This window comes from Luteimonas flava (assembly GCF_036584485.1).
GTDB classification, from domain to species: Bacteria; Pseudomonadota; Gammaproteobacteria; order Xanthomonadales; family Xanthomonadaceae; genus Luteimonas; species Luteimonas flava.
On record NZ_JAZHBM010000003.1, the window covers coordinates 1055718 to 1070473 of the forward strand.

General features: G+C 70.6%; 14 protein-coding genes. 7 read left to right on the forward strand and 7 right to left on the reverse strand.

Annotation, left to right across the window (positions count from 1 at the left end; genetic code table 11):
- Positions 1–17 precede the first annotated feature (17 nt).
- The 3 genes from V3391_RS17200 to V3391_RS17210 are packed head-to-tail and all read right to left on the reverse strand — an operon-like array spanning position 18 to position 2163.
- Complete coding sequence (locus tag V3391_RS17200) at positions 18–578, reverse strand: NUDIX hydrolase (RefSeq protein WP_425497289.1); 561 nt, start codon at positions 576–578, stop codon at positions 18–20.
- Positions 579–619: 41 nt separating this feature from the next.
- The gene (locus V3391_RS17205; protein ID WP_332079641.1) at positions 620–1576 is read right to left on the reverse strand and encodes a 5'-3' exonuclease; all 957 of its coding nucleotides are present in this window, start codon (positions 1574–1576) and stop codon (positions 620–622) included.
- Positions 1573–2163, reverse strand: a complete 591-nt coding sequence (locus V3391_RS17210) for a nitroreductase family protein (RefSeq protein ID WP_332079734.1) — start codon at positions 2161–2163, stop codon at positions 1573–1575. The genes V3391_RS17205 and V3391_RS17210 overlap by 4 nt, the downstream gene beginning before the upstream one ends.
- 75 nt (positions 2164–2238) lie before the next feature.
- Between V3391_RS17210 and V3391_RS17215 the strand changes: the two genes are divergently transcribed.
- The 3 genes from V3391_RS17215 (at position 2239) to V3391_RS17225 (ending at position 7982) form a co-directional block, all read left to right on the forward strand.
- A complete protein-coding gene (locus tag V3391_RS17215) occupies positions 2239–4581 on the forward strand; it encodes a DUF1631 family protein (RefSeq protein WP_332079642.1) in 2343 nt (780 codons plus the stop codon).
- An 80-nt stretch (positions 4582–4661) separates the two neighbouring features.
- Positions 4662–6788: a DUF1631 family protein gene (locus V3391_RS17220; protein ID WP_332079643.1), complete on the forward strand. Its 2127-nt coding sequence runs from the start codon at positions 4662–4664 to the stop codon at positions 6786–6788.
- Positions 6789–6869: 81 nt separating this feature from the next.
- On the forward strand, positions 6870–7982 hold the full coding sequence (locus tag V3391_RS17225; protein ID WP_332079644.1) for an NAD(P) transhydrogenase subunit alpha: 1113 nt from the start codon (positions 6870–6872) through the stop codon (positions 7980–7982).
- Positions 7983–8097: 115 nt separating this feature from the next.
- On the opposite strand, the gene V3391_RS17230 is transcribed toward V3391_RS17225, so the two are convergent.
- Genes V3391_RS17230 through V3391_RS17240 form a run of 3 tightly spaced genes read right to left on the reverse strand, consistent with a single transcriptional unit; the run spans position 8098 to position 9475 of the window.
- Positions 8098–8547 carry a DUF3106 domain-containing protein gene (locus V3391_RS17230; RefSeq protein WP_332079645.1) on the reverse strand — a complete coding sequence of 150 codons (450 nt, stop codon included), beginning with the start codon at positions 8545–8547 and terminating at the stop codon, positions 8098–8100.
- Between the two features lie 2 nt (positions 8548–8549).
- Complete coding sequence (locus tag V3391_RS17235; RefSeq protein ID WP_332079646.1) at positions 8550–8927, reverse strand: hypothetical protein; 378 nt, start codon at positions 8925–8927, stop codon at positions 8550–8552.
- On the reverse strand, positions 8924–9475 hold the full coding sequence (locus V3391_RS17240) for an RNA polymerase sigma factor (protein WP_332079647.1): 552 nt from the start codon (positions 9473–9475) through the stop codon (positions 8924–8926). Before V3391_RS17240 ends, V3391_RS17235 begins: the two co-directional genes overlap by 4 nt.
- A gap of 196 nt (positions 9476–9671) precedes the next feature.
- Between V3391_RS17240 and V3391_RS17245 the strand changes: the two genes are divergently transcribed.
- Both V3391_RS17245 and V3391_RS17250 read left to right on the forward strand, forming a co-directional pair.
- Positions 9672–9971 (forward strand): NAD(P) transhydrogenase subunit alpha part 2, encoded by a 300-nt coding sequence (locus tag V3391_RS17245; RefSeq protein ID WP_332079648.1) that lies wholly within the window; start codon positions 9672–9674, stop codon positions 9969–9971.
- 40 nt (positions 9972–10011) lie between these two features.
- Positions 10012–11400, forward strand: coding sequence for an NAD(P)(+) transhydrogenase (Re/Si-specific) subunit beta (locus tag V3391_RS17250; protein WP_332079649.1), 1389 nt, complete (start codon positions 10012–10014; stop codon positions 11398–11400).
- 13 nt (positions 11401–11413) lie between these two features.
- Here V3391_RS17250 and V3391_RS17255 read toward each other — a convergent pair whose 3' ends face one another.
- Complete coding sequence (locus tag V3391_RS17255) at positions 11414–11794, reverse strand: hypothetical protein (RefSeq protein ID WP_332079650.1); 381 nt, start codon at positions 11792–11794, stop codon at positions 11414–11416.
- Positions 11795–11936: 142 nt separating this feature from the next.
- On the opposite strand from V3391_RS17255, the gene sufT reads away from it, so the two are divergent.
- Positions 11937–12488, forward strand: coding sequence for a putative Fe-S cluster assembly protein SufT (sufT, locus tag V3391_RS17260; RefSeq protein ID WP_332079651.1), 552 nt, complete (start codon positions 11937–11939; stop codon positions 12486–12488).
- Between the two features lie 461 nt (positions 12489–12949).
- On the forward strand, positions 12950–14677 hold the full coding sequence (locus V3391_RS17265; RefSeq protein ID WP_332079652.1) for a S8 family peptidase: 1728 nt from the start codon (positions 12950–12952) through the stop codon (positions 14675–14677).
- Positions 14678–14756: the final 79 nt, after the last annotated feature.

Below are 14756 nucleotides of genomic sequence, written 5' to 3' on the forward strand. Positions count from 1 at the left end.
CCACGGACGAACCCGGCTCAATCCGCGGGCGAGCCGTCCGGATTGAAGTCCACCATCCACAGGCCGGCCCAGAGCTTGAGATCGAGCTCGTAGCCTTCCGCATGTTTGCGCATCAGCCACGCCGGCGCGGTCGCGCGCGGCACGGTGTGGACGATGATCGCTTCGTCATCCACGCCGCCGCCGTCGCCGACCCGCGTCAGCTCGCGCGCACGCACGAAGGCGACGCGTTCGTTGCTCATGCCGGCGGTGGTCGGGCCGGTCAGCAGCACGTCGACGCGGCCGGCGGACCAGCCGGTTTCCTCGATCAGCTCACGCCGCGCGGCGTCTTCCAGCGAATCGGTGGAACCGCCATCGCCGACCAGACCGGCCGGCATCTCGATCGTGCGGGCGCCCAGCGGCACGCGGTACTGCTCGACGAACAGCACTTCGTCGTCGGGCGTCACCGCGATCACCAGCACCGCCATGCCGTTGCCGCCGTGCGTGCGTTCGCAGGCTTCCCATTTGCCGTGGCGGACCAGCCGCAGCCAGTCGCCCTGATAGAGGACTTCGGTGTGTTCGCGCATCGATGGATTCGTCATGCGCCGATGCTAACGCGCGGCCGTGACGATCGACAGCGCGCTTAGGCTATCGCGGGCGGCGCGTAATCCAGGCCGGCGACGCTGTGCAACCGACGCCGCGTCAGCGGTCCGAAGCGCAGGGCTTCGCACAGTGCGTGCAGCGCTGCGGCATCGCCGGTGCGACGTGCGAATCCGGTCGTGCCTTCGCCCAGCGGCGCATCGCAGGCGATCGTCGTCAGCTGGCGGTACAGGCGCGCCGCGTCGGCGTGCTGCCGCAGTTTCGGCCCGACCTGTCCGGCGCCGCGGAAGCGCAGGAACTGGATCTCGTCGCTGCGTTCCAGCAGCGCGTCGAGCGTACGGAAGTGATGCAGCAGACTCGCCGCGGTCTTGCTGCCGATGCCGGGCACGCCGGGAATGTTGTCGACCGCGTCGCCGCACAGCGCGAGATAGTCGGCGATCTGGTGCGCTTCCACGCCGTGGCGATCGCGTACGCCGGCCGCGGTCCAGCGCACGCCGCGCGCGTAGTCCCATTGTTCGTCCGCGCCTTCGAGCAGCTGCGACAGGTCCTTGTCGGCCGAGACGATGACACCGTGATGCGCCCGCGCCCGACCGGCGACCAGCGCGCTGCCGATCAGATCGTCGGCCTCGTATTCGGTGTCGGCCAGCACCACGAATCCGAGCGCGCGGCACAGCGCCTTGCACTGCGCGAACTGGCGCCGCAGTTCGTCGGGCGCCGGCGGGCGGTTGGCCTTGTAGGCCGGGTAGAGGCGGTTGCGGAAGCAGCTGTCGAGCGCTTCGTCGAACGCGATCGCGATGTACTGCGGATTCGCCCGCTCCACCAGCTCGGCGAGAAAGCGCGCGAAGCCGTGCACCGCATTGGTCGGCCAGCCCTCTGCATCGCGGAACTCGTCGGGCATCGAATGCCAGGCGCGGAACACGTAGAGGCTGGCGTCGACCAGATACAGCGGGGCGGTGGGCGGCGCTGGTGTCGCCTGCAGCGCCTGCGGCGGCAGGGTCACGGGGCGTGCCAGTCGGTCAGCAGCGTGGCCGGGTCCGGACGCTCGCGTTCGGGCGCTTCGATGCGCGGCGTGCCGATGTGGATGAAGCCGGCGACGCGCTCGTTCGCGCCGAGACCGAGCAGCGCCCGCACGTCGGGATCGTAGGCCGGCCAGCCCGACAGCCACGAACCACCGAAGCCCAGCGCCTGCGCGGCCTGCAGCAGGGCGAAGCAGACGCTGCCGGCGGTCAGCAGGCGCTCGACCTCCGGGATCTTGGTGTCCTCGGGATCGAGCACCGCGACCACGACGATCACCAGCGGCGCATGCGAGAACCGCCGGCGATCCTTGTCGAGGGCGCCGTCGCCGATATCGGGATCGCGCTCGAGCGAGCGCGCTGCGAGCCGTTCGCCGAGCGCATCGCGATCGGCGCCTGCGATACGCAGGAAGCGGAACGGCACGCGCTTGCCGTGATCGGGCACGCGCGAGGCCGAACGCAGCATGCGTAACAGGGTGGCGTCGTCCGGGCCGGGGGCGTCGAGCTGCTTGGCGGGGACGGATCGGCGTGCGTCGAGCGCCGCGAGCGCCTCGTGTTCAGTATTTGCGGAGATGGTCACAGACCTGCCGTGGGGGTTCGGGAATCTTATGCGAGGGGCATTACGCCCCTTCCCCCGATTCTCCTCCAAATGACGCATCACCACGACATCGGCGCCGGTTCCGGCTCGCGCGCGGGTCCCGCCCGCGACGCTGCGCGCGTCCTCGAGACGCTGCGCCACGACGCCGTGACTGCGTTGGGCGGTGTGCTGTCCGGGTTCTGGAGTGCGATCGAAGAGCAGGTGCGCCTGGCCGCGCTCGCGCGCCACGACTACATGGTGGCGCAGGAAGAGCGCATGGCCGTGCTGGAGCTCAACCAGCGCGCGCTGGAACTGGCCACGCGCTTCCGCAAGGCGATCGAAACCGAATTCGACCAGTGGCTGGCCGACCGCCCGGCGCCGCCGGTGGCCGACGGGCTGTCACTGATGTCTGAGGGTGAGCTCGAAGTGCATCTGGCTGCGCAGCAGATCGTCGAGCTGATGGACCACCAGTTCCTGCACCCGCTGGCCGCGTTGAACGATCGTCTGGACGCATTGGCCGCGCGCCTCGGTATCGAGGGTGTGCACGCCAATCCATTGCGACCGGAAGTGCCGGTCCTCGCCTTCATGCGTCTGTTCAAGGCCGACGAGCTGCCGGCTGGCCTGCGCGCGATGGTGTTCAACCAGTTCGACAAGCGCCTGCCCGGCATCCTCGCCGAGGTCTATGCCCGGGCCAACGCATCGCTCGATGCCGCGGGCATCGGGCCGGGCGCCGTGTCGCAGCAGCCGCAACCGCAGGCAAGGCCGGTCGTGCATGCAGCGGCCCCCGCGCGCTCCAGGCGCCACGATGCCGCCGGCGAAAGCTGGGTGCCCGACGGCGGCGTGGTCGCGCACGCGGAGCCCGAAAGTCACGTGACGACCGGCGGTACCGACGCGCCCGCATACGGGCCGCTGTCGGCCGGTCTGATGGATGTGCTGGCCGCGCATGGCCATGCACCTGCCGGTGCGGCTGCGCCACGTGGTTACCGGGATCTGGTCCGCGAGCAATTGCACCAGTGGCGCGAGCGTCGTGCGCACGACATGGCGCCCGACGCGGGCGCTGATGGCGCGGGCGGTCCTGTGCTGGGCATGTCGCAGCTGCTGAGCGTCGCGCGGATGCTGCAGGGCGACGATCCCGCGCCGTTCGCACGCGCGCTGGTCGGCGACGACCGCCGCCGCCTCGGCGATGTGATCCGCGACGAACTGCTGCGCGGCCTGCGCGAGCTGGGCGTGGACACCGAGCAGACGCCGCTCAGCCGCGAGGACGAGGACGCGATCGATCTGGTCGGCATCCTGTTCCAGGCGCTGTTCGATGCCAACGATCTGCTCCAGCAGGCCCGCGACATCTACGGCCGGCTGGTGATGCCTTATCTCAAGGTCGCACTCACCGATGACTCGATGTTCAACCAGCGCGCGCATCCCGCCCGCCGGCTGCTCGATGCGGTGACCGAAGCCTGCGACGGCAACGTCGGCGACACGCCGCAGGATCGGGATCTGCTCGACCAGGCCGGCCGCGTGGTCGACCGCGTCGTCGACGAATACGAGAGCGACCAGGCGGTGTTCGAGCTCGCCGCCGGCGAACTGCGCGAGCGGCTCGATCAGCAGCGGCGGCGCGCGGATGTCGCCGAGCGCCGCGCGGCCGAAGCCATCCATGGTCGCGAACGCCTGCAGCAGGCGCGCCGCAGCGTCGACGACATGGTCGCCTCGCGCCTGTCCGAGCGCCGCCTCACGGCCGCCGTCGCGTTCTTTCTCGATCGCCACTGGCGCCACCATCTCACCCAGACCTGGCTGCGCGACGGGCCGGACTCGGCGCGGCATCTGGCCGCGATCGGCATCGGCGACGCCATGGTCCAGGTCGACTTCGACGCCGCGCACGCACTCGGCACCGCGGTCGCCGACGAGCTGCTGGCGCTGCAGGTGCCGCTGGCCGAGTGCTATTCCAGTTGCGGCCTCGATGCGAACGCCGCGCGCGATGCGGTGGCGCGGATCATCGCCGCGCTGGCGCTGCCCGACACGCCGCGCAGCGTGCACGCGCCGCAGTCGTCCGAGGTCGAGGACGAGGCGCCCGATCCGGCCGTGCGCCTCGCAGGCGGGCACGATGCGTTGGATTTCGACCCGACGATCGCCGCACGCATGCGCCAGCTGCGCGTCGGCCAGTGGCTGCGTCTGGTCGACGACAACGGCCGCGAATCGGCGGCGCGTGTCGCGTGGATCAGTCCGCTGACCCAGCGCCTGCTGATCGTGAATCGCCGCGGCATCCGCCGCATGGTCGTGTCGCCCGAGGAGCTGGCCGCGCTGGTCGGCGCGGGCCGTGCCGTCGTGCGCGCGGTCGATGCGCCGTTCGACGAGGCGATGAAGCAGCTGTGGCAACAGCTCAACGCGGCGAACGATCCTGCCGGCGACGCTGCGACCGCCTGATCTGTGTGCGCTACCGTTAAGACGCGCTGACGGACCTTGCGTTATTGTCCGGCGATCTTATGGGGGACGGAGTGGGCGCGATGCCCGTGTCGACGCAAGGACCGGGCGATGCCCTGCGGACGGAAACGCCCGCGCAACTGATGGAAGGAATCCGTCGCGAGGCCACCGCGCGGCTGCTGCCGCTGCTGGGCGAAACCCTGCGCAGCGAACGTGCGCGTCTCCAGCGCGCCTGCGATGACGCGACCCAGGACAGCCCGGCGCGCGACGCCGATGCCGAGGACCTGACCAGCCTGACCGTGCTCGCCGCCGAACTGATCCAGCACGAGCACCGCTGGCAGAGGGCACTTGGCGAAGTGTTCGCCGCGTGGCCCGAACCACCCGCGTCGCACGCGCGCAGTGCGTTCTCGTTGTTGTCGGACGACGAACTGCAGGCGCAGCTGATCGGGCAGCCGGTTGCCGAGGCACTCGACCGGCGTTTCGAGAGCGTGCGCGACATCATCGATCGCCGGCTGCACACGCTGGCCGGTCGCCTGCAGTATCGCGGGCGGCCGTCGAATCCGTTGGCCGCGCGTTTCCTCGTCGAGAGTTTCCTGCGCGCCTTCGAGGCCGGCGATTGCGGCCGTCGTCTGCGCGCGTCGCTGCTGCGGCGACACGAAGCGCTGCTCGATGCCGAACTGGGCGGGGTCTACGCCTGGTGCAATACGCGTCTGGCCGAAGCGGGCTGCGCCCTGGCCGGCGACAGCGACCATGCGTCGCTGATCGCGGGACTCGGCGGCTCGACGGACACCTTGCCGGCCAACAAGACCCGGATCTGGGAGCAGGGCAACGCCGTCGCGCAGGCGGGTGCGGGGGCATCGCCCGCCGCACGTGCCGATGCGCCGCGCGGCAATCTGCTGCGCCGGCATGCGCGGCGCCAGCGCGACGCGCGGCGCGCGGAGCTCGACGCCGCCGAACGCAGCTTCCGGCGTGACGAATTCCTGTCCACGCTCGCGCTGCTGCAGTCCGAACGCAGCCTGCCGCCCGGCGACACGCACGCGATCCGCCTGCGCGAGGGCCTGTATGCGGTGGCCGGCGGCCTGGGCATCGATCGCCACACGGTCGCCTTCGACGGCGAGCAGGACGAAGCGCTGATCCTGATCGGCGCGCTGTTCGACCTGATCGCCGCGCGCCATCAGCTGACCCCCGCCGCCCGCGAGCGTCTCGCGCTGCTGTCGGTGGCCTGGCTGCATCTCGCGCTCGAGGATGCGCACCTGTTCGAGCCGTCGTCGCCGCCGGCGATGCAGCTGCTGTCGGCGCTGGTCGAGTTGTGGGACGGCGTCGATCCCGACGACCCGCAGTCGGTCGAGCAGCAGGCACTGGCCGACCGCGTCGCCGATGCAGTGCTCGACGGCGCCCAGGGCGATAGCCGGATATTCCCCGCGCAGCTGGCGCAGATCGACGGCGCGCTCGCCGCGAACCGTCGGCGCGCGGAGGCGGTGGAGCGTCGCACCTGGCAGGCCCTGCGCGGTCGCGAGCGGCTCGATGCCGCCCGCCGCCAGGCGCGGATCGAACTCGCGCGCCGGCTCGACGGCCGTCCGCTGCTGCCCTCGGTCGCCGGTTTCCTGGATGTCGAATGGCGCCAGGCGCTGGCGCAGTCCTGGCTGCGCGATGGCGACGATTCGGACCGCTATCGCGAAGTGCTGTCGCTCGGCGATGCGCTGGTCGAATCCGATGGACTGGCGGCGAACGATGGCGGCAGTGCGGTCGCCGATCGCCTGCTCGGCATCCTGCCCGCGCTGCGCGACTGCTGCGCGCAATGCGGCAACGATGCGAACGCCACCGAGGCGCGGCTGGCCGGCCTCGTGGCCGAGCACGCCAGCCCGACGCCGCGGCAGGTGCACCTGCCGACACCGCCGAGCGATGACGACACCCCGCTGTTGCCGGACGACGCCGATCCGCAGGCCGGTCTCGCCGACACCACGTTCGCCGAGGGACAGCGCTTCGTGCAGCCCGACGGCGCGGGCGCGGGGCGGACCTTGCGAATCGCGTGGCGCAGTTCGCTCAGCGGCGCCTGCCTGCTGGTCAATGCGACCGGCGCGCGCGAATTCCTGCTGATGCCGGCCGAACTGCACGCGATGATCGAGGCCGGCCAGTTGCAGGCGCGCCCGGGTGGCGGCGCCGTGTCGCAGGCGTTGGCAACGCTCGCGGCGCAGGCCAGCGCGGCCTGATCGTCCGCCGCCGGCGCGCGGCATGCCGCGACCGGCGACATGGCCTAGGATGACGTCGACTCCAGGGCGAGGACGATGTCGATGGCGGTGACGATCGGCGTGGCGCGTGAAACCGCGGTGGGCGAACGGCGCGTGGCGCTGACGCCGGAGACCTGCAAGAAACTCGTGGCGGCCGGCGCGCAGGTGCGCGTCGAGCGTGGACTCGGCAGCGCCGCCCATTTTTCCGATGCCGCATATGCCGATGCCGGCGCGACCCTGGTCGACGATGCACGGGCCGCGCTGTCGGGTGCTGGGGTCGCGCTGTGCGTGCGACCGCCGGAGATCGACCGCCTGCACCTGCTCGACGCCGGCACCGCGCTGGTCGGTGTGTTGCAGCCCGACGCCGATGCCGCACGCGGCGACGCGATCGTGTCGCGCGGGCTGGTCGCGTTTCCACTCGAACGCCTGCCGCGCACGACGCGCGCGCAGTCGATGGACGTGCTCAGTTCGCAGGCCGGCATGGCCGGCTACAAGGCGGTGCTCATCGGCGCGCAGCTGGCGCCGAGGTTCTTTCCGATGCTGACCACCGCCGCCGGCACGATCCGGCCATCGAAGGTCCTGGTGGTCGGCGCGGGTGTCGCGGGTCTGCAGGCGGTCGCGACCGCGAAGCGCCTCGGCGCGCAGGTCGAGGGCTTCGACGTGCGACCGGAAACGCGCGAGCAGATCGAATCGCTGGGCGGACGCTTTCTCGATCTCGGCGTCAGCGCCGCAGGCGAGGGCGGGTACGCGCGCGCGCTGACCGACTCGGAGCGCGCCGAACAGCAGCGCCGTCTCGGTGATCACCTCAAGAGCATCGACGTCGTCGTCTGCACCGCGGCGGTGCCGGGACGGCCGGCGCCGAAGATCGTCACCGCGGCGATGGTCGCCGGCATGCGGCCAGGCAGCGTGATCGTCGATCTGGCGGCCGAAAGCGGCGGCAACTGCGAGGCGACGCGGCCGGGCGAGACGGTGGACGTCGGCGGCGTCATCGTCGCCGGGCCACTGGATCTCGCCTCGCTGGGGGCCACGCACGCGAGCGAGATGTTCGCGCGCAACGTGTTCAATTTCGTCCAGCTGTTGCTGGTCGACGGCGCGCTGGCGCCGGACTGGAGCGACGAGCTGCTGGCGAAGACGGTGTGGCCGGCGCGCGCTGCAGTGGAAGACGCTGCGGCCTGAAGGCGCCGTCGTCCCGACGCATGACGTCGGGACGCGAAAGGTTTTGCTGCGCGCCGCCACTCGTGCGGAGGACATCGCGCTGCGCCGGGGCCGCGGAATTCGCGGCCTTTTTCGATCAGGGGCCTCGCGAGCCGCGACGCGGCGGGGCGGGGTTCTCCGCGGCCCAGCGCCGGCGCTGTTCGGGCGTCATCTGCTTCCAGCGTTCGCGCAGGGCGTCGCGCTCGGCATCGGGCAGCGTGCGCAACTTGCTGTAGAGCGCGCGGGCTTCTTCGCGCTGGTCGGGCGGCAGGTGCTTCCAGCTGTGCATGCCGTGACGCGCCTCGGCGCGCTCGGCCGGCGTCATCGACTGCCAGCGCCGCGCGTGTTCGAGCATGCGCTCGCGCTCCTGCGCATCGGCGCTGTTCCAGCGTTCGCGCACCGGCCCGATCAGCTGTTCGCGCTGTGCAGGCGTGAGCTGGTCCCACGCCGGTGGCGACGCGGACTGGGCGAGTGCGGCATTGCCGCACAGCAGCAGCCACGGCAGCGCGGCGGCGAGGAGAGCGGTTCGGGTCAGGGGCAGGGACATGGTCATTCCGCGGCGAGCAGGGTGGACTCGTTGGCGGCGAGCCAGCGATAGAAATCGGGGGATTCGTCGTAGCCGGCCAACGCTTCGTCGACGCCTTCGTCGATGTGCGCGGCCGATTCGGCCGCCGCGAGCACGGGCGTCGCCGTCGGCGCATCTGTGGCCGGCATCAGCATGCGCGCGCCGATGGCCAGCGCGCACACCGCAGCGAATCCGGTCGCCAGCGGGATGCCCCAGCCGCGACGCGCAGGCGCGCTCACCTGTGAGGCGGCATGCCGCGCGCGATGCAGGCGCGTGGTGGTCGCAGGCGTGATCGTGTCCTGCGCCTGGGCGTAGAGCGCGCGCAGTGCGGCGTCGTCCTGCGGGTCGTGCGACCGGTTCATCGGAATTCCTCCAGGTGCGTCTGCAGCGCCTCGCGGGCGCGGAACAGATGGGTCTTCACCGAGCCCTCGCCGCATCCCATGATGCGGGCGGTGGTCTCGACATCGAATTCTTCGAGCACGCGCAGCGAGAACGCTTCGCGCTGGCGCCGCGGCAATTGCCGCAGGGCCTCGGCCAACCGGCCCCAGGCCTCGCGTCCGTCGTGGTGGCGGGCGGGGTCGGGGCCGGCGTCGGCCCAGTCGATCTCCTCGCCATCCGGCGCGCGCGCATCGCTGAGCCAGCTCAGCCGGAACGTGCGCCGGCGCTGCACGTCGATGATCCGGCTGCGCAGCACGGTCCAGAACAGCGGCGTCCATTCCGACGGCGGACGCTCGCGATAGCCCAGCATCTTGATCATCGCGTCCTGCACCGCGTCCAGCGCGTCGTCGCGGTGGCGCAGGCCGAGTTCGGCGAAGCGGAACGCGCGGCGTTCGACGCTGGCGAGAAACCCTTCCAGCGTCGTCGGCAATGCGGGAGTGGCGGCGTCGGCCGCGACGGTGGATTCGGTCACGTCGCCAAGCCTACCGTGCGCGATGTGCGCATGCGGGTCGGGAAAGTGGCTGCCATCCATCGTCGGGTCGTCGCCAGTGGCGGGGTCTGCACAGGTCAACGCGTGTCCGGCGCGGCGGTTGACGTGGCCGGCGCCGGCCGGCTGGCGCGCCGTTCAACGGCGGTTATGATGCGGACGACGGGCCCGGGGAATCGCAATGATCGATGGTGTCGTGGCGCTGTACATCTTCATGCTGGCGGCGATCGCCGGCCACGTGATCATCTCGCGGGTGCCGGTGATCCTGCACACCCCGCTGATGTCGGGTTCGAACTTCATCCACGGCATCGTGCTGATCGGCGCGATGCTGGTGCTCGGCCATGCCGACACGACGCTGGAGAAGGCGATCGGCTTCATCGCCGTGCTGATGGGGGCGGGCAACGCCGCCGGCGGTTATGTGGTGACCGAGCGGATGCTGGAGATGTTCAAGCCGTCGGGTCGTCCGGGGACGCCGGAGTGAGGGCCGCCATTGCGATGGCATCGCGCGCAGGACGCGGCGCATGAGCGGCCTGCAATGGCTCGTCGCCGGCAGTTATTTCGTCGCCGCCACGCTGTTCCTGCTCGGCCTGCAGCGCATGGCCTCGCCGCGGACCGCGCGCTCGGGCATCCAGTGGGCGGGCGTCGGCATGGTGCTGGCGACGGTGGCGACGTTCTTCGTGCCGGGGCTCGCGAACATCGGCCTGATTCTGGTCGCGATCGCGCTGGGCACCGGGCTCGCGTGGGTGTCGGGCAAGAAGGTCGCGATCACCGACATGCCGCAGATGGTCGCGCTCTACAACGGCCTGGGCGGCGGGTCGGCGGCGGCGATCGGCGCGGTCGAACTGCTGCGCTGGTCGGGTTCGGGCGCCGCGCCGCCGCGGCTGTCGCTGGTGCTCGCGGTGCTGGGCGCGCTGATCGGCGCGATCGCGCTGTCGGGCTCGGTCATCGCCTGGGCCAAGCTCGACGGGCGCATGGACAAGCGCTACGTGTTCCCGGGCCAGCAGCTCTTCAATCTGGCGGTGTTCGTGGCTGCAATGATTGCCGGCGGCCTGATCGTGCACGCGCTGGGCGTGCCCGCGATCGTGGTGTTCTTCGTGCTGGCGCTCGCGCTGGGCGTGCTGATGACGCTGCCGATCGGCGGCGCCGACATGCCGGTGGTGATCTCGCTCTACAACGCGCTGACCGGTCTGGCGGTCGCGTTCGAGGGCTACGTGCTGGGTAACGAGGCGCTGATCATCGCCGGCACCATGGTCGGCGCGGCCGGCATGCTGCTGACGCGGTTGATGGCCAAGGCGATGAACCGCTCGATCGCCAGCGTGCTGTTCTCGAGCTTCAGCGCCGGCGGCACCGCGGCGGCGATCGAGGGCAGCCAGAAGCCGATCGAGGCCGCCGATGTCGCTGCGCTGATGGCGTATGCGGCGCGCGTGGTGATCGTGCCCGGGTACGGCATGGCCGTGGCCCAGGCGCAGCACAAGATCTGGGAGCTGAGCCAGCGGCTGATCGAGCGCGGGGTCAAGGTCCGCTTCGCGATCCATCCGGTCGCCGGACGCATGCCCGGGCACATGAACGTGCTGCTGGCCGAGGCCGGCGTGCCCTACGACCTGATCGTCGACATGGACGACGTCAATCCGGAATTTCCGAACACCGACGTGGTGCTGGTGATCGGTGCCAACGACGTGGTCAATCCGGTGGCGAAGACCGACCCGCAGAGCCCGATCTACGGCATGCCGATCCTCGACGTGGTGCTGGCGAAGAACGTCGTGGTGATCAAGCGCGGCAAGGGTACGGGTTTTGCCGGCATCGAGAACGCGCTGTTCTACGCGGACAACACCCGCATGCTCTACGGCGACGGGGCCGAAGCGGCTGGTGCGCTGGTCGCCGAACTCAAGGCACTCGACGGCGGCCACTGAGCCGCCGCGCGGGTCAGCGTGACGCCACCGCCGCGATCACGATCGCGGCACCGAGCCAGGCCAGATCGACCGTGGAATTGGCCAGCGTCGCCAGCGTGTAGGCGTGGTGCGGGCCGAGCTTGAGCAGTGACTCCCACGGCAGCATGCCCATCGGCCGGGCGAGCTGCGACGCGACGATGCCGAAGTTCGCGACCACGATCGCCAGCGCCGTCGCCGCAGTCCCGGCCAGTGCCCGGACCAGGCCGGGGCGGGCACGGGCGAGGCGCAGCAGCCAGGCCGCATCGAACGCGGCGATGATGGCCATCCAACTCGTCTGCGCGCCACGCGCGTCGGCAAGCAAAATCCACGCGGCAGCGATGCCGAAGCTGCCGAGCAACAACAGGGCGGTCGCCATCGGCCAGCGCCGGGCGCCCGCGGGGTGGTGCCTTGTCGGCATGGAAGGCTGCATCGCGGAAACGGCCGGCCAGCATACCGGCGCGCGGCGATACAATGACAGACCTTGTCGTGGCCGCCCCTGGCCACCATCTGATGGTCCTATGTACTCCCGCAGCAGCGAACCCGTCCGTTTCGAGCGCGATTGCGCCGCCGTCCTCGTGCCGGCCGGCGAACACGTGACCCTGCCCGCGGGCAGCGCCGGCTACATCACCCAGGCGCTAGGCGGCAGCTACACGCTGTTCGTGGAGGGCAACCTGTTCCGGATATCCGGCCGCGATGCCGATGCGATCGGCAAGGAGCCGCCGGTCCCGCTGGAACTGCCGGACGGCGCCGACGATGCAGCCGTGGAGCGCATGGTGTGGAACCAGCTGCGGACCTGTTTCGATCCTGAAATCCCGATCAACGTCGTCGATCTCGGATTGATCTACGAAGCCGACGTACAGCCGACCGACGATGGCCAGCGCCGCCTCGAGGTCAAGATGACGCTGACCGCGCCCGGCTGTGGCATGGGCGACATCCTGGTCGACGACGTGCGCAGCAAGCTGGAACTGATTCCCACGGTCATCGAGGCCGACGTGGAACTCGTGTTCGACCCGCCGTGGAACCGATCGATGATGTCGGAAGCCGCGCGCCTCGAAACCGGCATGCTCTGATCCGCTCGACGGACCGTTGGTCGCGTCAGCCGTCTTGAGCACGGTGCCCCGCGTCACTGCCCCGGCCGCCTGAGGCCGTTTCTGGACAACCGAGGTCAGACCCTGCGAGCCGCTGCGTTCGCGGGTGCGCCGGCGCATCTGCTGTCGTCCGGTGTCAACACAGACGTGCGAACGGCAGGCAGGCCATTCCGACCGCCAGCGTCCCGGTCCATTCAGCGTGCGTTCGGTCCCGGAATCGTGACCCACATCGTCGATATGTGACGGGCTACGCCATTTTTCATGGAAATTTAACGGTCTTCTGCGTTGCGAACCGGCCGCGCTGTCGCGTAGCGTCAGTTTGCGGTCAGTTTTGTCACGTCCGCATTCGTTGCGGAGTCGGCGTTGCCCGGAGTTCAGGCGGCGACGACGGCTCCCGATCTGCCGCCCCAGCGCGGCTCACCCACAGGTTTGGGGGTTATCGGATGTCGAATCACCCGCATCACGCGCCGCGCCGTCGTCTGCTCGTCGCTGCCACGTCCCTCGCGCTCGCGGCCCTGGCGCCGCTGTCGCTCAACGCCACGGACCGGCTCAACCTCGGCGGCCTGCAGTCGTCCGATACCCACGACCGCTTCATCGTCAAATACCGCGACGGCTCCGCGCTCCAAGCCGACCCGGCCGCGATCGACACCGCGCTGCGCGCCTCCGCCAGCCGGATCGCCGTCAGCGGCGGCGGCAAGCAACTGCGTCTCGAACACGTCCGGCGCATGGCGCTGGGCGCCGATGTGGTGCGCACCAGCCGCAAGCTCGACCGCGCGGACGCCGAATCGCTGATGCGCCAGATCGCCGCCGATCCGAACGTCGAATTCGTCGAAGTCGACAAGCTCAACCAGGTGTTCTGGACGCCGAACGATCCGCGCTTCAGCAGCCAGTACGGCTTCGGCACCGGCGCAGGCGGCATCCGCGCGACGACCGCCTGGGACACCACCAAGGGCGCGGGCGCGGTCGTCGCCGTGCTCGATACCGGCATCACCAACCACAGCGATCTCAACGCGAACATCCTGCCCGGCTACGACTTCATCATCGACGCCGCGGTGTCGGGCGACGGCGGCGGGCGCGACGCGGATCCCAGCGATCCCGGCGATTTCTACAACGGTCGCGCGTCGAGCTGGCACGGCACGCATGTGGCCGGCACGGTCGCGGCGGTCACCAACAACGGCGTCGGCGTCGCGGGCACCGCGCCCGAGTCGAAGGTCGTGCCGGTGCGCGTGCTCGGCCGCGGCGGCGGTTACGACTCCGACATCGCCGATGCGGTGATCTGGGCGTCGGGCGGCACCGTCAGCGGTGTGCCCGCGAACGCGAATCCGGCCGAGGTCATCAACCTCAGCCTCGGCGGCGCCGGCACCTGCGGCAGCGCGATGCAGAGCGCGATCAACGGCGCGGTCAACCGCGGCACCACGCTCGTCATCGCCGCGGGCAACAGCAACGCCAATGTCTCGGGCTTCTCGCCGGCCAACTGCAGCAACGTCATCTCGGTGGCGTCGAACACCAGCACCGGCGCGCGTTCGAGCTTCTCCAACTACGGCAGCGGCATCACGATCTCGGCGCCGGGTTCGGGCATCGTCTCCACGCTCAACAGCGGGCAGACCACGCCGGGCAGCGAGAGCTACGCGACCTACGACGGCACCTCGATGGCGGCGCCGCACGTCGCCGGCGTCGTCGCGCTGATCCAGTCGGTCTCCAATCCCGCCAAGACACCGGCGCAGATCAAGACCCTGCTGACCAGCACCGCGCGGGCGTTCCCGTCGACGCCGTCCCAGCCGATCGGCGCGGGCATCGTCGATGCCGCAGCGGCCGTCGCAGCGGCGACCGGCGGCACCGTGCCGAATCCCGATCCGGGTACCGGCGGCCTGCAGAACGGCGTGCCGGTCACCGGCGTGTCTGGTGCGGCCAACAGCGCGCAGACGTGGACGTTCACCGTGCCGTCGGGCGCCCGCAACCTGGTCATCGCGATCTCGGGCGGCAGCGGCGACGCCGACCTGTACGTGCGCCGGGGCAGTGCGCCCACGACGTCGACCTACGACTGCCGTCCGTACCGCACCGGCAATGCCGAGAGCTGCGCGTTCGCGACGCCCCAGGCGGGCACGTATCACGTGCTGGTCCGCGGCTACACATCGTTCTCCGGAGTCACGCTGCGCGCCAGCCACAACTGAGGCGGGTTCGGGGAGTTCCGGGGGAGGAAGGGCAGGCAGCGGACATCGTGATCGTGATGTCCGCCGCCGGCGGAGCATG

Excerpts from the sequence above, each read along its gene's own strand:
- V3391_RS17200 (WP_425497289.1), bottom strand. The coding sequence starts at position 578 with ATGACGAATCCATCGATGCGCGAACACACCGAAGTCCTCTATCAGGGC.
- V3391_RS17215 (WP_332079642.1), top strand. The coding sequence starts at position 2,239 with ATGACGCATCACCACGACATCGGCGCCGGTTCCGGCTCGCGCGCGGGT.
- V3391_RS17220 (WP_332079643.1), top strand. The coding sequence starts at position 4,662 with ATGCCCGTGTCGACGCAAGGACCGGGCGATGCCCTGCGGACGGAAACG.
- V3391_RS17225 (WP_332079644.1), top strand. The coding sequence starts at position 6,870 with ATGGCGGTGACGATCGGCGTGGCGCGTGAAACCGCGGTGGGCGAACGG.
- V3391_RS17230 (WP_332079645.1), bottom strand. The coding sequence starts at position 8,547 with ATGTCCCTGCCCCTGACCCGAACCGCTCTCCTCGCCGCCGCGCTGCCG.
- V3391_RS17235 (WP_332079646.1), bottom strand. The coding sequence starts at position 8,927 with ATGAACCGGTCGCACGACCCGCAGGACGACGCCGCACTGCGCGCGCTC.
- V3391_RS17245 (WP_332079648.1), top strand. The coding sequence starts at position 9,672 with ATGATCGATGGTGTCGTGGCGCTGTACATCTTCATGCTGGCGGCGATC.
- V3391_RS17250 (WP_332079649.1), top strand. The coding sequence starts at position 10,012 with ATGAGCGGCCTGCAATGGCTCGTCGCCGGCAGTTATTTCGTCGCCGCC.
- V3391_RS17255 (WP_332079650.1), bottom strand. The coding sequence starts at position 11,794 with ATGGCGACCGCCCTGTTGTTGCTCGGCAGCTTCGGCATCGCTGCCGCG.
- sufT (WP_332079651.1), top strand. The coding sequence starts at position 11,937 with ATGTACTCCCGCAGCAGCGAACCCGTCCGTTTCGAGCGCGATTGCGCC.
- V3391_RS17265 (WP_332079652.1), top strand. The coding sequence starts at position 12,950 with ATGTCGAATCACCCGCATCACGCGCCGCGCCGTCGTCTGCTCGTCGCT.